The sequence below is a fragment of the bacterium genome (assembly GCA_024742285.1).
Taxonomy (GTDB): domain Bacteria; phylum Myxococcota_A; class UBA9160; order UBA9160; family UBA4427; genus UBA4427.
Map to the genome: position 1 here is coordinate 343155 of JANSYR010000002.1, position 20025 is coordinate 363179.

Genomic DNA, 20025 nt, shown 5'->3' on the forward strand with positions numbered 1-20025 from the left:
ACCCCTCTTCACATCCAGAGGATCCGCATGCCGATCGATTTCAGCGTCGAACCCGAATTCCAGGAGCAGCTCGACTGGATCCGCGACTTCGTGGACACCGAAGCGGTTCCCCTCGATCTCGCGTTCGGAGGCGAAGAGGGCGTCTACAACAAGCAGCACCCGGTCTGGTCCGAGGCGATCCGCCCGCTCCAGGAGAAGGTGAAGGCACGGGGGCTCTGGGCCTGCCATCTCGGCCCGGACCTCGGTGGTCTCGGCTACGGGCAGACGAAGCTCGCCCTCATGAACGAGATCCTCGGGCGCTCCGGCTTCGCGCCGAGCCTCTTCGGTTGCCAGGCTCCGGACTCGGGGAACGCCGAGATCCTGGCGCACTACGGGACCGACGCGCAGAAGGAGGCGTACCTCGAGCCGCTGCTGAACGGCGAGATCTCCTCGTGTTATTCGATGACCGAGCCGCAGGGCGGCGCCGATCCGAACGTCTTCGAGTGTCGCGCGACGCAGGACGGTGACGACTGGGTGATCGAGGGCGAGAAGTGGTACTCGTCGAGTCTTCGCTGGGCGAAGTTCGCGATCGTGATGGCCGTCAGCAATCCGGACGTGCCGATCTACCAGGGCGCGTCGATGTTCCTCGTGCCGACGGATACGCCCGGCCTCCGGATCATCCGCAACACGGGCATGTCCGGCGAGCCGGAAGGACACGGCGGTCACGCCTACGTCCGCTACGACAAGGTGCGCGTCCCGAAGGAGAACCTGCTCGGCGGCGAGGGGCAGGCCTTCAAGATCGCGCAGACGCGACTCGGCGGCGGGCGCCTCCACCACGCGATGCGAACGGTCGGTGCGGTCCAGCGGCTGCTCGACATGATGGCCGAGCGCGCGGTCAGCCGGTTCACGAAGGGGTCCCGTCTGGCGGACAAGCAGAGCGTGCAGGACATGCTCGGGCAGACCTGGCTGGAGCTCCAGCAGTTCCGGCTGCTCGTGCTCCACGCGGCGTGGTCCGTCGACCAGGTCGGCGGCTCGGCGGCGCGGACGGAGATCGCCGCCGTCAAGGTCGCGACGCCCAAGGTCTACACCGAAGCGGCCTACCGCTGCATGAAGCTCCATGGTGCGCTCGGGACGTCGAACGAGATGCCGATCGGGGGCATGTGGCTGGCCGGTGCCTCGCTCGGGCTGGCTGACGGTCCGACCGAGGTCCACATGACCACGATCGCCAAGCACGTCCTCAAGGACGTCGAGCCCGCGGAGGGGCTCTGGCCGAGCGAGCACCTGCCGGAGCGGCGCGCCGCGGCCCGGGAGCGCTTCGCGCACATCCTCGAGATGGAGATCGGGAACAGCTGATTCGCGGCGCGGATCCCCGCGGGAGGTCGTGCGCCGCGTGCTGGACGCGGCGTCATGGATCGAACTGGAAATTCATCCCCATCGGCAACGGGTTTTCGCGTAGGGTGATCCCTTCTGGGAAGGAGACAGCCGATGCAGAAGCTCTCGATGCTGGACTCGAATGGGAAGACGGCGGTTCTACCGCTCCTCCTCCTCCTCGTTGGAATGACGCTCGCGGCCGGGACGGCCTCGGCAGGAACGATCCTGCCGGGTCTCTACCAGCTGCTCGATCACCCCGACGGAGCGGTCAGTCCTCCGCCCTATGGCCTCCGAGCCGATGCGCTCGGCTTCACGTTCAGCGTGGAGCTGAGTGGCGCGGACGTCGTCCTCGAGTGGGACGGCGGCTCGACCGCGAGCATCACCGGAAGCCTCTGGAACAACCAGGCCTCGGAAATGTGGACCGTCGACTACACGCTCACGGGCGTGACGGCGGCGCCGCTTGATCTGGGGTTCACCGCCACCGGTGGATCCGGAACGCTGACCGACCCGGCGCTCAACGACTACACGTTGACCGCCGAGGCGAACGGCTCCGGATCGGTGTTCGACTTCCTCGCGGATGGTCACCGACTCGGTGGCCATCCGGCGTTCGGGGATGAGGACACCGCCGTCGGGCGCGGGTGGCTCGAGCCGCCCGGATCGACGGACGACTGGCTCGTCCGCGCGGTCGTGATTCCGGAGCCGGGCACGGCTCTGTTGCTCGGGCTGGGACTGGCGGGCCTCGCGCGCCAGAACCGGAACCGAGGGAGCAGGGCGTAGGACGACCCGGGCGCGCGAGCGTCCGAGTCCCGAAACAAAGCGCCGCTCTCCGTCGGTCGACGGAGGGCGGCGCTTCTTTTCGGATTCTCCATCAGGCGCCGGGCAGTCGGTGCTTCTGGACCTTTCCGCTGGCCGTGCGGGGGAGGGCGTCGACCACGCGGATCGCCTGCGGCTGCTTGTACCGGGCGAGGCGCGGGCCCAGCCAGTCGAGGACCGCCGCTTCCGAGACGCGGCCGCCGGGACTCGCCGCGACGTACGCGATCCCGACCTCGCCCCAGGTCTCGTCCGCGACGGCGACGACCGCGGCTTCCGCCACGTCCGGGTGCTCGACGAGGGTCGCCTCGACCTCCGCGGGGTAGACGTTCTCGCCGCCCGAGATGTACATCTCGCGCGCGCGGCCGACGAGGGTCACGTCGAAATCCTCGTCGCGGGTCGCGAGGTCTCCGGTTCGAAGCCATTCGCCCCGGAGCGTCTCGGCGTTCGCCTCGGGCCGTTCCCAGTAGCCGAGCATGGTGATCGGACCCGCGACGACGATCTCCCCGACCTCGCCGACCCCAACGTCGCGCCACTGCTCGGGCGGATCCTCGAGGCTCGCGGGATCGACGAGGCGGATCTCGCCGTGGCGCACCGGGCGGCCGACGCTCCCCGCCTTCGTGAGCGTCGACGCGGGGTCGAGGCAGGTCAGGATCGACGTCTCCGTCTGGCCGTAGCCCTGCATCATCGCGAGGCCGCGATCGTGATAGGCGCGGATCAGCTCGCTCGGCGCGGCGGCTCCGGCGGTGAAGGCGAAGCGGAGGGACGCGGGTGGGGCGGTGACGGGCTCGCCGGTCTCGAGACAGGCGAGCAGCCGCTCGTGCATGGTTGGCACGCCCCCGTAGTAGGTCACACCCTCCTGCTCGATCGCGCGCCAGACCCGCGCCGGGTCGAAACCCTCCTGGATCACGAGCCCGGCGCCGGCGAAGACCGCGGGCAGGGCCAGGATCTGAAGCCCGAGCGAGTGGAAGAGCGGTGCGACGACGAGGACGCGATCCGTGGGCGAGAGATCGAAGTAGCGCTCCGCGTTGAGGCAGTTGTAGAGCGTCTTCCGGAGCGGCAGCAGCGCGCCTTTCGGCTTGCCGGTCGTCCCGCTCGTATACATCAGGATCGCCGCGTCCTCGGGCGAGGCGACGTCGCGTGCGGGGACGCCTGCGGCGCTCGCGAGCGCAGCCTCGTAGGCGTCGGGCGCGCCGCCGACGCGCAGCACGACGGGATCGCAGCGTTCCGCGGACGCGATGGCTTCCTCGGCCCGCGCTCGCCAGTCGTGCTCGACGAGGAGGACGCTCGGCCGACAGTCGTCGAGCTGGAACGCGACCTCTTCGGACGTGAGGCGTGCGTTGACCGGCAGCACGATCGCACCGAGACGCGCTCCCGCGAAGAGCGCTTCCAGCGTGGCCCCCCGATTGCCGAGCCAGACGGCGATCCGGTCGCCCTCGGAAACGCCTTGCGCAGCCAGCCATCCGGAGAGGCGCTCGATCCGATCGGCGGCGGTCGCGTAGTCGCAGCGTCGATGGTCGTCCGCCCAGGCCAGGGCGTCCGGACGTCGGGTCGCGTGGGCTTCGACCCAGCGTCCGACGTCGTGGTCGCGCGACGGAGGCGTAGCGGGTGCAGTCGGATCGGCATCGAGGGCGGGAGACATGGAGGGCGCGGAGAGTACCCGGCGCCTTTCTCTTCGTCAGCGGAACGATCCGTGAGAGAATGGAGCCCTGTCCCGGAGGCGTGCGGCTGACTCCCATCCGGAATTTCGACTCGGCCCGCGGGCCGGGGTCGGCTAGCGTTCCGGACCGATTCGTCGGCCCATGGATCCACCGGCCGACGAGAGCGAGGAATCCAACGATGTCGCCCGTGTCGCCCGTTTCCCTGAACTCCGCTCGTTGGTTGGTGGCGCTGGGCGTCGCCAGCTTCGCGGTCGCGCTCTTCGTGCCGACGGCGATGGCCCAGGATGAAGATCGCTTCGAACGTCCGGGGGCGATCGGCGTCGGCTATGTCTACGCCGCCAGCGACTACGATCACGTGCCCGGTCAGGGCAGCAACACCAGTGGTGCGAGCGGCTTCACGATCCGGATGACCTATCGGTTCAACCAGTGGATCGCTTCGCACGCGCGCGGCGACTACGTCCGTGGCTTCGACGTCCGCTTCGCCGGCGACGACGTCGACGCCGACTACGGTCAGGGGACGATCGGCGTGCGTCTCTTCCCGCTCGCTCCGCTGACCGAAGCCTTCGACGATCGCGTCGAGCCTTTCCTCGATGCGACGGGCGGGATCGGTCACGTGACGCGCAACTTCCAGGGCGCGGTGTCCGACGAGAAGGAGTACGGCTTCGCCGCGCGATTCGGGGCCGGGGCCGATCTCTGGTTGACCGACGCGATCGGCGTCGAGCTGGGCGCCTTCTACAACCTGGGGACCGGGGAGCTCTACGACTACTCCTACTACGGCGGCACGGGCGCCGTCACCTACCGGTTCTAGATCGGGCAGCGATCCCAGCACGACAGGGCACCCGCCCGCTCCGTCGGCGGTACACTCCGCGGATGGTCGACGACGTCCTCCGCGAAGCGCTCGAAGCGGCCGGGATCTCCGGTACGCGGCTCCTCGTGGCCGTTTCCGGCGGCCGCGATTCGGTCGTGCTGCTCGACGCGTTGACGCGCGCCGCCGAGACGCGCGATCTCGAGCTGGTCGTCGGCCACGTCGACCACGGTCTGCGCGGCGAGGATTCGGCCCGCGACCTTCGCTTCGTCGGCGAGCTGGCGGAGCGAGCCGGCCTTCGGTTCGACTTCCGCCAGGTCGATCCCGAGGCCGGGCGAAGCGAGCTTCCGAGCCGGTCGCGGCCCACCCTGGAAGAGGCCGCGCGGAGCGTTCGCCGGGCCGCCCTCGAGGAGATGGCCGACGCCCACGGTGCGCGGCACATCGCGACGGCGCATCACCTGGGCGATCAGGCCGAGACCGTCCTCCTTCGGCTGCTTCGAGGGACCGGCCCGGACGGGCTCGCCGCGATGGCGCCCGTCGATCCGACCGGGCGTTGGCTTCGGCCGCTCCTCCGGGCAACGCCCGACACGGTCGCCGAGGCGGCCCGGGTGCGTGGGCTCGCGTGGCGGGAGGATGCGTCGAATACCGATCGCCGATTCGCACGCAACCGTCTGCGTCACGACTGGCTGCCGGGTTTGGCGGACGCTTTCAATGCGCAGCTCCTCAGGAACCTCGGCGATCTGGCCGAAGCACAGAGGAGGGACCGCGAATGGATCGAGGTCCTGGTCGGTGAGGCGGCGAAGGAGCGGATCGAAGTTGGCCCGAACGGGGTTCGAATGGCGATCGATGGCTGGGCGGCGCTTCCCGAGGCGTTGGCGCGACGGCTCGTTCGCCACGCGATGCGCGCGGCCGGTCTCGAGCGAGACGTCCGCCGGGTCCATCTCGAGCGGATGCTCGCGTTCCTGCGCCGCGGTCGCGCAGCCGGACGGGATCTTCGCCTCGAACTTCCCGCGGGGAAAGTGCTTCGTCGGCTCGACGATGCATTCCTCCTCTCGACGGCCGACGAACCCGGGCAGATGGGTCGGGCCGGGAATGCTACTGTCTCCCTGCGGGACTGATCGGGTCGCCCGCATCGCCGGTTGGCGCCTCGACATCGGCAAGACCGGCCACAAACGATCCGACCAGGAGCCGAAAAGAGATCTCGAGCGAGCAGGACGTGTGAACGGGGCGAGGGGCCCGCGCCCCGTCCCCGAGCGAACCCGTCGTCCGGTCCGAACGTCCCACGAAAGCGAGTGGGGGAACCGTCCGGGCGGGCAACGCGCACTCGGCGTTTCAACCCCCGCTCGAGACAGCGCCAACAGAAGCGCCCGCAGCCACGCGCCCCGTGGACCCATCGCGAGGCGGCCCTCGATCCACCGGATCCGGCCGGCCTCACACGACACGCCCGTCGATCGGAGCAAGGTGTGAATCAGCAGTTCTACAAGAACCTGGCCCTCTGGGTCGTGATCCTCGTGGTCATGCTCCTTCTCTTCACGACGTTGAAGACGAACGAGAGCCCGGTTCCGAAGATCGCCTTCAGCGAGTTCATGGAGCAGGTCGAGACCAACCAGGTCGAGGCCGTCGTGATCGAGGAAGGCAACATCGAGGGCAAGTTCACCGACGGCCGCAAGTTCACGAGCTATGCGCCGCCGACCTCGATCGACGGAGACTTCCTCGAGAACCTGAACGGCCGCAACATCGAGGTCGACGTCAAGCCGCGGGACGAGGGCGGCTTCTGGCGTCAGATCCTGATCATGTGGTTCCCGCTCGTCCTCTTCATCGGTCTCTGGATCTTCTTCATCCGCCAGATGCAGAGCGGCGGCGGGAAGGCGATGAGCTTCGGCAAGTCGAAGGCACGCCTGCTGACCGAGAACCAGCACCAGGTGACGTTCAAGGACGTGGCGGGGATCGAAGAGTCGAAGACCGAGCTCGAAGAGATCATCGAGTTCCTCCGCGAGCCCAAGAAGTTCACGCGTCTCGGCGGCCGCATTCCGAAGGGTGTGCTGCTGGTGGGGCCGCCCGGCACGGGCAAGACGCTCCTCGCCCGCGCCGTGGCCGGTGAGGCCGGCGTTCCCTTCTTCTCGATCTCGGGCTCCGACTTCGTCGAGATGTTCGTCGGCGTCGGCGCGAGCCGCGTCCGCGACCTCTTCCTGCAGGGCAAGAAGCAGGCGCCGTGCATCATCTTCATCGACGAGATCGACGCCGTCGGCCGCCACCGCGGCGCCGGCATGGGCGGTGGTCACGACGAGCGCGAGCAGACGCTGAACCAGCTCCTCGTCGAGATGGACGGATTCGAGTCCAACGAGGGCGTGATCATGATCGCGGCCCCCAAGCGGCCCGACGTGCTCGACCCCGCGCTCCTCCGCCCCGGTCGTTTCGATCGCCGCGTGGTCGTGCCGCGACCGGATCTCAAGGGCCGGCTCGAGATCCTCAAGATCCACACCCGCCGCGTTCCGCTCGCCGACGACGTCGACCTCGAGCTCCAGGCGCGGGGTACGCCTGGCTTCGTCGGTGCGGACCTGCAGAACCTGGTGAACGAGGCCGCGCTCCTCGCGGCGCGCCGCAACGCGAGCCGCGTGGCGCACGAGGATTTCGAGAACGCGAAGGACAAGGTCCTGATGGGGACCGAACGACGCAGTATGATCATGTCCGACGAGGACAAGCGGATCACGGCCTACCACGAGGCTGGGCACGCTCTGGTCGCGCTGCTCACGCCCGACGACTCGGACCCGGTCCACAAGGTCACGATCATTCCCCGCGGCATGGCCCTCGGACTCACGCAGACGCTCCCCGTCGAGGACCGGCTGAACTACACCGAGTCCGAGATCTACGCGGTCATCCGCTACGCGATGGGCGGGCGCGCCGCCGAGGACATCGTCTTCGACCACTTCTCGACCGGCGCCTCGAACGATCTGCAGCAGGCGACCAACTGGGCGCGGCGCATGGTCACCGAGTACGGCATGAGCAAGGAGCTCGGTCCGGTCTCGTACGCGGGGGAGGGGGGCGACGTCTTCCTCGGCCGCGACTTCGCGACCCGTAAGGACTACTCGGAGCAGAAGGCTCGCGAGATCGATGACGAGGTCTCGGGGATCCTCGGCGCGAAGTACGACGAGGCGAAGCAGCTGTTGCTCGACAACCGCGCGCTGCTCGACGGCGTCGCCGAGGCGCTGCTCGAGCGGGAGACCCTGGAAGGGCCGCAGCTGCAGGCGCTCCTCAAGGGCGAGCCGCTTCCGGACCTGAGCGCCGAAGCATCCAACGGCCGGGCGGAGCCCGCGACGGGGACGCGGGACGACGATATTCCCGACGGGAACGCCGGGGGCAACATTCCAGACCCGGAGCCGATGCCCAGCTGAGTCGCTGGGTGGTGGGCCGGGGCGAGCGGGCGAGCTGAGGGGCGATCGCGTTGCTCAAATACCTGGGGCAGCTCATGTCGGATCTGGTGGAGTTCTTCGACTCCCGGTTCGACCCATTCCGCGACACGCTCGACATCCTGCTCGTCGCCGGGGGCATCTACTGGCTGCTCCTGCTGATCCGAGGCACGCGGGCCATCCAGATCCTGGTGGGCCTGATCGTGTTGATCGCGCTCACTCTGGTGTCCCAGCTGCTCGAGCTCGCCGCCCTCGGTCTGATCCTCGAGCGCCTGCTCGAGCCCGCGGTCGTGATCATCGTGATCCTCTTCCAGAACGACATCCGGCGCGCGCTCGCCCGGGTGGGGCGCGGGATCTTCCCGTCGTTCTCGAACGCCCAGGAGATCCAGGTCGTCGAGGAGATCGTGCGGGCAGCGGGCTCGCTCTCCCAGCGCCGTCATGGGGCGCTGATCGTCCTCGAGCGCGAGAGCAACCTCGGGGATCTGATCGAAGCCGGGGTTCCCGTCGATGCGGCGCTCTCGAAGGAGCTGCTCTCGAGCATCTTCCAGCCGTCGTCGCCGATGCACGACGGCGCGGTCGTGATCCAGGAGGGCCGCGTCGCGAGCGCCGGCTGCATCCTGCCCCTCACGCTCCGGACCGACCTGCCGGAAGGGCTCGGCACCCGTCACCGCGCCGCGGTCGGCATCACCGAAGAGACCGACGCCCTCGTCGTCGTCGTGTCCGAGGAGACGTCGAGCATCTCCGTCGTCCTCGGCGGCGAGATGCTGCGGGGCCTCGACGCGCCGCGCCTCCGGGTCGTCCTGCGCGACGTCCTCGGCGGCGAACGCAAGGAGCTGCCGGACGCCGGCGAAGTCATCGGCGGCCTCGAGGTGGCCGAGGAGCCCGGCTCCGGACAGGCGACCGCGAGCTAGACCGATCCCGACGCCGGGTGCGAGGATCCGGTCGTCCCGTCCCCGCCGAGACCGGTGCGGGCACCGAAAGGAGTGCGGCGAAACGTGGCGTCGCGATTCGAAAACCTGAGGCCGGGCGTCTTCGTGCTCGCCCTCGCGATCAGCATCTTCATCTGGTTCGTCGCCCAGGGCACGTCGAGCGTCATTCAGTCCTTCGACGTCGAGGTCGAGCTGGTGGGCGTGGAGGACGGTCTCGTCGTGACCGACCAGAGCTCCGACGAGGTGAACGTCCGCCTGCGCGGAAGCCGCGCGGCGCTCCGGAACCTCGACACGGACCAGCTCAAGTACCGGATCGACGCCGGGGGCGGAAAGCCGGGCGTGGCCGTCTACGACGTCGACGTCGATACGATCGACCACCCCACCGGTACGCAGTTCGTGGGTTATTCCCCCTCCAGACTGCAGGTCCGATTCGAGAAACGAGGACGCAAGGCGGTCGCCGTTCGTGCCGACTACGAAGGTGAGCCCGCGCCCGGATTCCACGTGGCGGGGGTCGACATCGAGCCCCAGAAGGTCTGGCTCGAGGGAGCACGCAGCCAGGTCATGCGCCTCAACGAGGTGGTGACCGAATCGATCGACATCGCTGGCCTCGCCGCCAACGCCAAGGAGGAAGTCCGTCTCGTACTCGGGGCGGGCACCGTCTGGGCCGAGGACAACGCGCCGGTCCAGGTCACCATCCGAATCGAAGCCGACCCGGTTCCGGAACCGGTGATCGACCTCGAAGACGCGGATCTCGAAGACCCGAGCCTGCCCGACGAAGGTGGCGCAGCAGCAGAGCAGACATGAAGCGCCGGATCCGCTCTCCACGCGAACGGAGGGTCGTGAACGAAGGGCCCGGCGCTGCGGAAACGGCAGGATGAGCAAGAACGAGACCTCGGGACAGACACGCAAGCTCTTCGGGACCGACGGCATCCGTGGGACTGCGAACGTCCATCCCATGACTCCGGAGGTGGCGCTCGCCCTGGGTCGCGCGATCGCCCACGTGTTCCGCGAAGCGGAGGGCGAGCGCAAGCAGATCCTGATCGGCAAGGACACGCGCCTCTCGGGCTACATGTTCGAAGACGCGCTCGCCGCGGGAATCTGCTCGATGGGCGTGAACGTGATCCAGGTCGGGCCGGTGCCCACGCCGGCGCTGGCGTTCCTGACCCGGGACATGCGCTGCAACGCGGGCGTCATGATCACCGCCAGCCACAACCCCTACCAGGACAACGGCATCAAGTTCTTCGCGGCCGACGGCTTCAAGCTGCCCGACGAGGAAGAAGCGCGGATCGAGCGTCTGATCGAATCCGGCGAGGTCGCGCACATCTCCGTCCCGCCCGACGAGATCGGGCAGGCCCAGCGGATCGAGGACGCTCGCGGCCGCTACGTCGTCTATCTGAAGAACGCGTTTCCGCGGGACCTCACCCTCGAAGGCATGCGGATCGTCCTCGACTGTGCGAACGGCGCGGGATACCGCGTGGGCCCGACGGTCCTCGAGGAGCTCGGGGCCGAGGTCTTCACGATCGGCGTCGAGCCGAACGGCCGGAACATCAACGAGGAGTGCGGGTCGCTCCACCCCGACCGCGTCGCGGCGAAGGTGAAGGAGCTGCGTGCCGATGTCGGCATCGCCCTCGACGGGGACGCCGACCGGGTGATCATCTGCGACGAGCACGGCGAGATCTTCGACGGCGACATGCTGATGTGGATGTGTGCGCGCTCGATGAAGGAGGCGGGGACCCTCTCGAACGACACGCTGGTCGCGACGGTCATGAGCAACCTCGGGCTCGAGATCGCCCTCGACGGGATCGGCGTGACGCTCGAGCGCACGCAGGTCGGGGATCGCTACGTCGTCGAAGCGATGCGCGAGCGGGGCCACAATCTGGGCGGCGAGCAGTCCGGCCACATCCTTTTCCTCGAGCATTCGACGACCGGGGACGGGATGATGTCCGCGCTCCAGGTCCTCGCGCTGATGGCCCGGAGCGGCCGGCGCCTGAGCGAGCTGAACCAGGGCTTCGAACGCTTGCCGCAGGTCATGGTCAACATCGGCGTGGCCGAGAAGCGACCGCTGGAAGAGCTCACGACGTTCCAGGAGCAGGTCGCCGAGGTCGAGGACGAGCTCGGCGAAACCGGACGCGTGCTGATCCGCTACTCCGGAACCGAGAACAAGGCGCGCGTCATGGTCGAGGGCCGCGACGAGTCGCGGGTGCACGAGATCGCGAATCAGCTGGCGAGCAAGCTGAAGGCTTCCCTCGCAGGAGCGGACTGAACATGCGCCTGGTGCTCTCTCTGGACAGCTGGCCGGTCCTCCGCGACTTCGCCGCGAGTGATCGCAGCGAGCTCGGTGCGGCGGCCAGCCTGGCCGAGCTGGCGGGGGTCGATGCGCTCCGCCTCTCGATCAACGAAGACCTCGTTCCGGTTCGTGAGACCGACGTCGACACGCTCCGCCGGGCGGCGCGCACGATGGAGCTGCGAATGCCCGTGTCGCAGAGCCTGCTGAAGATTCCGCTCGAGGCGCGCCCGGACCGGGTCGTGCTCGTCGGGGAGCGGCACGCCGAAGCGGGACAGGCGCCGCCGGTCGATGCACGCGTGGCGGGGCAGGCCCTCGGCAGCCTCCTGCGTTCCCTGGAGGATGCCGGCATCGCCGCGAGCGTTCGGGTCGCGCCGGACCTCGACGCGATTCGTGCGGTCCACGCCCAGGGCGTCCAGGACATCGAGCTCTTCACGGGACATCTCGTCGATCTGCCGGACGCGGAGCGCCGGGCAGCGCTCGTCACGCTCGGGGATACGGCGCGTCTGGCCAGCAAGCTGCGTCTCGGTCACGGGGTCGCCGGTGGCCTCGACGACCGCAACGTCGCCGAAGTGCTGGCGGCGGCACCGTCCGCCGATCGTGTCGTGTTCGGACGCGGTCTCGCCCGACGCGCGCTTCTCGTCGGCCTCGATCGCGCGATCCGCGATTTCCGCGACCGCCTGCGCTGACGGCGGAGCGGGCGCGACGCGCGCGTGAACGTCGGCGCCCGGGGCAGGCGAACGGCTACTCTCAGGAGAGAGCGCGCGGGCGATCCGCCCGGGATGCGCCGGAGGTCGGAATCGTGACGGCACGCGACGAGAGCGAGGGCTGGCCGAGCCCGCCGGGATCGCCGCCGGATCGGGGCGCCGGCGTCGCTTTAGGGGAATGGCGACTCGTCTCCGCGGAGGAGATGCGCGCCCTCGACGCCGCGACGATCGAGGGACGGGGGGTGCCCGGCGAGGTGCTGATGGAGAACGCCGGGCGGGCGCTGGTCGTGCCCGCGGTCGGGCTCCGCGCGCGTTCGGAACGCCCGGCCGGACCGGTCCTCGTGCTGGCCGGGGCCGGAAACAACGGCGGCGACGGCTTCGTCGTGGCGCGCCATCTGTTCGGAGAGGGGATTCCCGTCGAGGTGGTCCTGATCGGCGATCCCGAGAAGCTGCCCCCGGATGCCGCCGCGAACTGGCGGCGCCTGGCGCCCTTCGATGTGCCGGCGCGGGCGGTCGCGCCGGAGGACGCCGTGGACGTCGTGTCTCCACGCCTCGCGCGGGCGAGCGTCGTGATCGACGCGCTCTTCGGGACCGGGCTCCAGCGGGATCTGACGGGCGGTTTCGCCGCGGTCGTCGAGGCGACGAACGCGGCGCGGGCAAGCGGCGTGCGGGTGCTCGCCGTCGACTCGCCGTCCGGGATCGACAGTCGGACCGGGGCGGTGCTCGGTGCGGCGATCCTCGCGGACGAGACGGTCACCATCGCGCTCCCCAAGCTCGGGCTCGTGCTCGAGCCGGGCGGGCGGCATGCGCGTCGGATCCGCGTCGCGCGGATCGGGATCGCCGATCCGGACCCCGACGCGCCGGATCGAGTCGAGCTGTGGAACGCGCGCGCCGCGTCGTCGCGCTTCCCCGACCGGGTCGCGGCGGGACACAAGGGCACCTTCGGGCACGTGCTCGTGATCGCCGGCTCGACCGGCAAATGCGGGGCCGGCGCGTTGTCGAGTCGGGCGGCCGCGCGCGGTGGCGCCGGGCTCGTCACCTTCGCGTATCCGGCCGGTCTCGAGGCCGAGCTCGCCGCCTTGCCCGTCGAGGTGATGAGCGCGCCGGTGGCGTCGACCGAAGAGGGCGGGTTCGCGCTGGCCGGCGAGAAGGCGGCGCTCGAGCTGGCGTCGTCTCGCGACGTGGTCGTGCTGGGGCCGGGACTCGGACGCCATCCCGAGACCGACGCGCTGGTCCGGAAGCTCCTGATCGAGGTCGATCGGCCGGTCGTGCTCGACGCCGACGGGTTGAACGCCCTGGAAGGCGCGCCGGAGCAGCTCCGGGATCGAAGGGCGGCGACGGTGATCACGCCTCATCCGGGAGAAGCCGCTCGTCTGCTCGGGACGACGACCGTAGAGATCAACGCGGATCGGTTGGGGGCGGTGCGCCGGTTGAGCGAGCGCTCCGGGGCGATCGCGGTCTTGAAGGGCGCGCGAACCCTGGTCGCGAATCCGGCGGGGCGGACGGTCGTGACGCCGACGGGCGGGCCGGCGCTCGCGACCGGCGGAACGGGGGACGTGTTGACCGGCGTGATCGCTGCGCTGCTCGCGTCCGGACTCGAGGCCCTGGACGCCGCCGCGCTGGGTGCGTGGTGGCACGGCGCCGCGGCGGATGGATTGCCCGCGAGCGAGACCGGATTCGGATTGCTGGCGAGCGAGGTCGCCGACGCGATGCCCGCGACGGCGCGGAGGATCCACGAAGCGGCGCGCGGCGGCGCGAGCGATCGGGAGGGTGGACCGGGTGACGTCCTGGACCTTCGTTTCCCGGGACCCTGAGGAGACGCGCGCGATCGGTCGCGAGCTGGGGCGCTCGATCGGTGTGGACGGGGCGGTGCTCGCGCTGATCGGGCCGCTCGGGGCGGGAAAGACCGTCTTCGTGAAGGGCCTCGCGGAAGGCCTCGGGGTCGACCCGCGCGGGGTCTCGTCGCCGACCTTCGTGATCGCCCAGCAGTATCCCGTGCCGGCGTCGGAGCAGGGACCCGAGATGCTCCATCACGTGGACCTCTACCGCCTCGAAGACGAAGACGAGCTCGTGAACATCGGGTTCGACGACATGCTCGCGCCGGGGGGCGTCCTCGCCGTCGAGTGGGCGGACCGGTTCCCCGGCGTGCTCGGGCGGGATCACCTGCGGATCGAGCTCGGGGGACCGAGCGCCGCCGAGGCCGACGGAACCGACGAAACGCTGGGTCGGCCGCAGGGGCCGGGCCGGAAGGCGGTCGTGGCGGCAGTCGGAACCTTCAGCGAACGGATCGCGGCGGACTGGTTCGACCGGGTCGAGGCGCGGGCGGAAGGGGGCGCCGAGTCGGGCGGATTCGAACGACTGGCGGCCCTCGTGACGCTCTTGATCGCGGCGACGTCCGTCCTCGCGGGCGCGATCGAGCACCCGGGATCGTTGCTCCGCGAAGCCGAGGCCCCGTGTCTCTGGCTGGCCGAGCGGGAGGCCGACGAGTTCGGAACGACCCGGGCCGAGTGTGTCGACGGCGGGGCGGCGATCGCGCCGCCGACCGGGATCGCTCGGCTGGTGAACGGCGAGCGGATCGACGTGAATACCGCGCCGGCCATCTGGCTGGAAGCCCTTCCCGGGATCGGTCCCAAGCGCGCCGAGGCGATCGTCGATGCCCGGCGGGACGCCCCGTTCCGGTCGCTGCGCGACCTCGAGCGAGTACCAGGGATCGGGCCGGTGACGCGCGGACGGATGGCGGCATTCGTCGAGTTGGAGCGCGAGGCGGAGGGGGCCGATGGCGCAGGGTGAGATGACCGATCCGCACTCGGAAACGGAAGCAGGCGTCGCAGCGAGCCTCAGGGCCCGCTGGGGCGAGGTGGAGCGATTCTTCGAGCGCGAGCTCTGGCTCGCGCGTCCGGACGAGACCTTCGTGCATCGTGGGCTGCGCTCCGTCGCGCAGCTGATCGTGCTGACCGTGCGCGGCTTCTACGCCGACCATCTGCTCCTGCGCGCGAGCGCGCTGACCTACGTGACGGCCCTCTCGATCATTCCCATGCTCGGCGTGGTGATCGCGATCGTCGGCGCCGTCGGCGGCGACGAGACCCTGATCGAGTTCGCGATCGACCAGCTGACGACGGTCGCACCCGAGGTCCGCGAGACCGTGCGGGAATTCGCCGGGAAGCTCGACTTCGCGAGCTTCGGGACGGTCGGCGGGGCGGTCGTCTTCGGGACGGCGATCTTCGCCCTGCGCCACCTCGAAGCCACGCTGAACGACATCTGGGGCGTCGCCTCCGCGCGGAGCTGGGCGCGTCGGTTCTCGGACTACCTGGCTGTCCTCGTCGTCGCGCCGGTGTCGACGGGGGTCGCGGTCAGTCTCGCCACGACGCTCCAGAGCAATCGGCTGGTCGGGCGCTTCCTCGAGGATCCGACCTTCGCCTGGCTCTACGGACTCGGACTCGCGCAGGTGCCGGTCTTCGTTCTCTTCCTGGGCTTCACCTTCCTATACTGGTTCTTTCCGAACACCCAGGTCCGGATCCGCGCCGCGGCGCTCGGCGGCCTCGTCGCCGCGATTCTCTTCTCGGCGGCCCGGACGATCTACGTCGACTTCCAGGTCGGCGCGGCGACCTACGAGACGGTCTTCGGGGCGCTCTCGGCGATTCCCCTGATCCTCGCGTGGCTCTACGCATGCTGGGCCGTGCTGCTCCTCGGCGCCGAGGTGGCCTTCGCCGCCCAGAACCTGGCCTTCGCTCGCCGGGAGATGCGCTACGGCGAGGCGGGCGTGGCAGAGCAGGAGGCCGTGGCCCTCGAGATCGCGGTGACGATCGCGCGCTGCTTCCGCGAGCACGCGACCCCACCGGACGCGGAGAAACTCGCCGACCTGCTCGATGAGCCGGTCCGCCTCGTGCGGCGGCTCTGCGAGGGGCTGGAAGAGGCCGGCCTCGTGCTGCCGATCGCGACGATCGACGGACAGGACCCGGGCTACGTGCCGGCGGGGCCGATCGCGGACATCACCGCCGGGGCGGTGCTGCGCGCGGCGCGGGGGGACGTGTACGGTTCCGGCGCACACACGGCAGCGCGGACCGAATCGGTCGCCCGCGTCATGGAACGGCTCGAGGGAGCGTGGGGCGGCGTCGCGGACGAGACCAGCCTCGCGATGCTCACCGACCCGCCCGGAACGGAGCACTCGGAGTGAGGATCTATCTCGACCACAACGCGACGACCCCGGTCCGCGACGAAGTCGTCGACGCGATGACCGACGTATTGCGAAACGGGTTCGGAAACCCGTCGAGCGTCTACGAGGAAGGCGCTGCGACGCGAGCTCGGCTCGAGGCGGCGCGGGCGCAGGTGGCGAAGCTCCTCGGGGCCGAGGCGAACGAGATCCGCTTCACCGGCGGCGCGACCGAGGCGAACAATACGCTGCTCCTCGGCCTGCTCTCGCCGGGCGATCACGTGGTCACGACCGGGATCGAACACCCGTCCGTCCTGGCGCCCCTCGACGTGCTCGAGGCGCAAGGCGTCGAGGTCACGCGCGTGGCCCCCGACGCGGACGGCTGCGTCGCGGCCGACGATGTCCTCGAGGCGATCGGCCCGTCGACGAAGCTCGTGAGCGTGATCTGGGCGAACAACGAGACCGGCGCCCTCCAGCCCGTCGAGGCCATCGCCGAGGGCGCGCGTGCCCGTGGCGTGCTCGTCCACTCGGATGCGACCCAGGGCGTCGGCAAGCTCGTGATCGACCTCGCTCGCGTGCCCCTCGACTTCCTCTCGACCTCGGCCCACAAGCTGGGGGGGCCGAAAGGGGCGGGCGCGCTCTTCGTGCGCGACGGACGGGACGTACCGGCCTACCTGTTGGGTGGAGGGCAGGAGAAGGGCCTGCGAGGTGGCACGGAGAACGTCGCGGGCCTCGTGGGCTTCGGCGCGGCCTGCGCCCTGGCCGAAGCGGAGCTCGACGCACGGCTCGCCCGCTACGGCGCCCTGCGCGATCGCCTCTGGCGCGGCTTGCAGGACACGCTCGATGGACTGCGCTGGAACGGGGATCCGAAGCGCGCCCTGGTGAACACCCTCAACGTCGAGTTCGAGGGCGTGGCGGGAGAGGTGCTCGTTCAGGCCCTGGATCTCGAAGGCATCGCCGTCTCGGCGGGGGCCGCGTGCCATTCGGGCTCGATCGATCCGTCGGCGGTCCTGACCGCGATGGGACGCACGCCGGAACAGGCACGCGCGAGTCTCCGGCTCTCGGTCGGCCACGGTCTCGACGAAGCCGCGATCGACGCGGCGGTCGCGATCTTCGCGCGACTCGTTCCGCGGGTCCGCGAGATGGAGAACGCGTGAGCACCGATTCGTCCTCCGAAGCCCGGGTCGAGGCCGAGGGCCGCGTGGTCGTCGCGATGTCCGGAGGCGTGGATTCGTCCGTCGCTGCGGCGATGCTCGTCGGCGAAGGCGCGGACGCGATCGGCGTGACGATGAAGCTCTCGGAGAGCGAGTCGCGCTGCTGCTCCCTCGAGGACGCGGACGATGCGCGTCGTGTGGCGGAGCGGTTGGGCATCAGGTTCTACGTGGCGAACTACGCGGACGCCTTCACGAAGGAGGTGGTCGAGCCCTTCGCCGACGACTACCTGGCGGCGCGCACGCCCATTCCCTGCGTCGCGTGCAACCAGTCCTTCAAGTTCGACCACCTCCTCGATCGTGCGCGCGTCTTCGGGGCGGATCGCGTCGCGACCGGCCACTACGCGCGTCTCGAGCACGACCCCGGGACCGGGGCGGCGCGACTCTTCCGCGGCCGCGACCGTCAGAAGGATCAGAGCTACTTCCTCTTCTCGCTCACGCAGGAGCAGCTGCGCGCGGCCTCCTTTCCGCTCGGTGATCTCACCAAGGAGCAGGTCCGCGACCGGGCGCGCGACCTCGGCCTCGGCACGGCCGAGAAGCCCGAGAGTCAGGAGATCTGCTTCGTGCCGGACGGGGACTACGCGAAGGTCGTCGAGCGGTTGCGCCCCGAAGCGAGTCGCCTGCGCGGCGAGATCGTCGACGAGTCGGGCCGCGTGCTCGGCGAGCACCGCGGCGTCCATCACTTCACCGTGGGACAGCGCCACGGTCTGGGCATCTCCGCGGACCGGAGGCTCTACGTGCTTCGCCTCGACCCCCGCGAACAGAAGGTCGTGGTCGGGGGCGTCGAAGGTCTCGACTGCGGGCGCGCGCGGGTCGATCGGGTCAACTGGATCGCGGGGCCCGCGCCGAGCGAGCCCGTTCGGGTGCGCGTGCAGGTCCGCCACCGCCACACGGCGGCGCGTGCGACGGTCACGCCCGGTCCCGACGAGACGGCGGAGATCGCCTTCGAAGAGCCGGTGCGCGCGGTCGCGCCGGGACAGGCGGCCGTCTTCTACGACCTGGAGAGCGACGACGAAGTGATCGGCGGCGGATGGCTGGTCGCGGGGGGCGGTCCGGGCTCGCGGAGGAACGGGTGAGCGACGACGAAGACCGGGACCTTCGTCTGGCGGAGCTCGAGGAGGCCCTCGGCCACCGCTTCGCCGACCCGTCGCTCTTCGCGACGGCGCTGCGTCACGCCTCGTACGCCCACGAACGGGCGACGGCCTCGGGCGAGGGGGACGATCCGGAAGGGGAGAGCAACGAGCGGCTCGAGTTCCTGGGCGATGCGGTGCTCGCGCTGGTCGTCGCGGAGGCACTCTACGCCGCGAAGCCCGACTGGCAGGAGGGGGAGCTCACGCGCGCGCTGCACGCGATCGTCGAGGGGCGCTCGCTGGCGACCCTCGCGGAGGAGCTCGGCGTCGGCTCCGTGATGCGCCTCGGCCGGACCGAGGAGAGCTCCGGGGGGGGCTCGAAGCCGAAGGTCCTCGAGGACGCGATGGAGGCGCTGATCGGCGCCCTGTACCTCGACGGGGGAATCGATCCGGTCCGGCGCTTCGTCGGTGCGCGTTTCGCGGACGCCCTCGCGGCGGACGCGACGCCGGTCGAGCGCGATCCGAAGACGGAGCTGCAGGAGCGACTGATGCGTGACGTGGGGGAGTTCCCGTCCTATCGCCTGACCGGCGATACGGGCATCGAGGGCGATGACGTCCGGTTCTCGGTCGAGGTCGTCTCGAAGGGCGAGGTCCTGGGACGGGGGACGGACCGGACCAAACGCCGCGCCGAGAAGGCGGCGGCGCGGGAAGCGCTCGCGCGTACGGCTTGCGTCGGGGAGGCCGACTGAGATGGACGACGACGGTTTCAAGGCCGGCTTCGTGGCGCTCCTCGGTCCACCCAACGCGGGAAAGTCCTCGCTCCTGAACGCGCTGCTCGGGATGCGACTGGCGATCGTGAGCGCGAAGCCCCAGACCACGCGCAGCCGCATCCTCGGGATCCTGCCGCGAGAAGGCGCGCAGGTCCTCTTCCTCGACACGCCCGGCCGTCACAAGAGCGAGAAGAAGCTGAACGAAGCGCTCAACGACGTCGTCGACGAGGTCGCCCGGGACAGCGAGGTCGCGCTCCTGCTCGTGGACCGCGCCGTCGGCTGGACCGAGATCCACGACGACATCGCGGAAGCGCTCCAGAAGCTCGGTCGCCCGACGATCGTCGTCGGCACGAAGGAAGACCTCGGTCGCGCCCGCTCTGCCGTCTGGCCGATCCCCGAAGCCCCGGCGTCCTGGCCCCAGCTCTCGGTCTCGTCCAGGTCGGAGACGGGGCTCGAGCCGCTGCTCGACGCGATCGTCGAGGCCTTGCCCGAGTCGCCGCCGCTCTACGGCGAAGAGGAGCTGACGGATCGCCCGATGCGCTGGCTGTGTGGGGAGATGATTCGCGAGGCGCTCTTCGAGCTGCTCGATCAGGAGCTGCCGTACTCGATGGCGGTCGACGTGCTTCGCTACGACGAGTCGGGGCGGAAGGCGGTCAAGATCGGTGCGAATCTGCTGGTCGAGCGGGACTCGCAGAAGCGGATCGTGGTCGGCAAGGGTGGGGCGATGATCAAGAAGATCGGGATCCGCGCGCGGCGGGCGATCGAGGACTGGGTGGGGCGACAGGTCCACCTCGAGCTCTTCGTGAAGGTCGATCCGGGCTGGCTGAAGAACGAGCGGCGGATCAAGGAGCTCGGATATCACTAGGCTCCT

Annotated in this window: 17 protein-coding genes; 16 read left to right on the forward strand and 1 reads right to left on the reverse strand. The window is 70.0% G+C overall.

Annotation, left to right across the window (positions count from 1 at the left end; genetic code table 11):
- Window positions 1-27: 27 nt before the first annotated feature.
- Window positions 28-1332: an acyl-CoA dehydrogenase family protein gene (locus tag NXI30_05400; protein MCR9093629.1), complete on the forward strand. Its 1305-nt coding sequence runs from the start codon at window positions 28-30 to the stop codon at window positions 1330-1332.
- A 132-nt stretch (window positions 1333-1464) separates the two neighbouring features.
- Complete coding sequence (locus NXI30_05405; GenBank protein ID MCR9093630.1) at window positions 1465-2127, forward strand: PEP-CTERM sorting domain-containing protein; 663 nt, start codon at window positions 1465-1467, stop codon at window positions 2125-2127.
- Between the two features lie 91 nt (window positions 2128-2218).
- Here the strand turns inward: NXI30_05405 and NXI30_05410 are convergent, their stop codons facing one another.
- The gene (locus tag NXI30_05410; GenBank protein ID MCR9093631.1) at window positions 2219-3802 is read right to left on the reverse strand and encodes an AMP-binding protein; all 1584 of its coding nucleotides are present in this window, start codon (window positions 3800-3802) and stop codon (window positions 2219-2221) included.
- Window positions 3803-3999: 197 nt separating this feature from the next.
- Here NXI30_05410 and NXI30_05415 point away from each other — a divergent pair, with 197 nt between their 5' ends.
- The 14 genes from NXI30_05415 (at window position 4000) to era (ending at window position 20019) form a co-directional block, all read left to right on the forward strand.
- Window positions 4000-4629: a porin family protein gene (locus NXI30_05415; GenBank protein ID MCR9093632.1), complete on the forward strand. Its 630-nt coding sequence runs from the start codon at window positions 4000-4002 to the stop codon at window positions 4627-4629.
- A gap of 62 nt (window positions 4630-4691) precedes the next feature.
- A complete protein-coding gene (gene tilS / locus NXI30_05420; GenBank protein ID MCR9093633.1) occupies window positions 4692-5744 on the forward strand; it encodes a tRNA lysidine(34) synthetase TilS in 1053 nt (350 codons plus the stop codon).
- Between the two features lie 345 nt (window positions 5745-6089).
- Window positions 6090-8018: an ATP-dependent zinc metalloprotease FtsH gene (gene ftsH, locus NXI30_05425; protein MCR9093634.1), complete on the forward strand. Its 1929-nt coding sequence runs from the start codon at window positions 6090-6092 to the stop codon at window positions 8016-8018.
- 50 nt (window positions 8019-8068) lie between these two features.
- Window positions 8069-8944, forward strand: coding sequence for a diadenylate cyclase CdaA (gene cdaA / locus NXI30_05430; GenBank protein MCR9093635.1), 876 nt, complete (start codon window positions 8069-8071; stop codon window positions 8942-8944).
- An 84-nt stretch (window positions 8945-9028) separates the two neighbouring features.
- Window positions 9029-9766 carry a CdaR family protein gene (locus NXI30_05435; protein ID MCR9093636.1) on the forward strand — a complete coding sequence of 246 codons (738 nt, stop codon included), beginning with the start codon at window positions 9029-9031 and terminating at the stop codon, window positions 9764-9766.
- Window positions 9767-9836: 70 nt separating this feature from the next.
- Complete coding sequence (gene glmM / locus NXI30_05440; protein MCR9093637.1) at window positions 9837-11225, forward strand: phosphoglucosamine mutase; 1389 nt, start codon at window positions 9837-9839, stop codon at window positions 11223-11225.
- A gap of 2 nt (window positions 11226-11227) precedes the next feature.
- On the forward strand, window positions 11228-11935 hold the full coding sequence (locus NXI30_05445; protein ID MCR9093638.1) for a pyridoxine 5'-phosphate synthase: 708 nt from the start codon (window positions 11228-11230) through the stop codon (window positions 11933-11935).
- Window positions 11936-12048: 113 nt separating this feature from the next.
- The gene (locus NXI30_05450; protein MCR9093639.1) at window positions 12049-13767 is read left to right on the forward strand and encodes an NAD(P)H-hydrate dehydratase; all 1719 of its coding nucleotides are present in this window, start codon (window positions 12049-12051) and stop codon (window positions 13765-13767) included.
- Complete coding sequence (gene tsaE, locus NXI30_05455) at window positions 13733-14743, forward strand: tRNA (adenosine(37)-N6)-threonylcarbamoyltransferase complex ATPase subunit type 1 TsaE (GenBank protein MCR9093640.1); 1011 nt, start codon at window positions 13733-13735, stop codon at window positions 14741-14743. Before NXI30_05450 ends, tsaE begins: the two co-directional genes overlap by 35 nt.
- On the forward strand, window positions 14730-16127 hold the full coding sequence (locus NXI30_05460) for a YihY family inner membrane protein (GenBank protein ID MCR9093641.1): 1398 nt from the start codon (window positions 14730-14732) through the stop codon (window positions 16125-16127). Before tsaE ends, NXI30_05460 begins: the two co-directional genes overlap by 14 nt.
- On the forward strand, window positions 16124-17260 hold the full coding sequence (locus NXI30_05465; protein MCR9093642.1) for a cysteine desulfurase: 1137 nt from the start codon (window positions 16124-16126) through the stop codon (window positions 17258-17260). Before NXI30_05460 ends, NXI30_05465 begins: the two co-directional genes overlap by 4 nt.
- Window positions 17257-18390: a tRNA 2-thiouridine(34) synthase MnmA gene (gene mnmA / locus NXI30_05470; GenBank protein ID MCR9093643.1), complete on the forward strand. Its 1134-nt coding sequence runs from the start codon at window positions 17257-17259 to the stop codon at window positions 18388-18390. The genes NXI30_05465 and mnmA overlap by 4 nt, the downstream gene beginning before the upstream one ends.
- Complete coding sequence (gene rnc, locus NXI30_05475; protein ID MCR9093644.1) at window positions 18387-19133, forward strand: ribonuclease III; 747 nt, start codon at window positions 18387-18389, stop codon at window positions 19131-19133. The genes mnmA and rnc overlap by 4 nt, the downstream gene beginning before the upstream one ends.
- A gap of 1 nt (window position 19134) precedes the next feature.
- The gene (era, locus tag NXI30_05480; protein MCR9093645.1) at window positions 19135-20019 is read left to right on the forward strand and encodes a GTPase Era; all 885 of its coding nucleotides are present in this window, start codon (window positions 19135-19137) and stop codon (window positions 20017-20019) included.
- The last annotated feature ends 6 nt before the right edge of the window (window positions 20020-20025 follow it).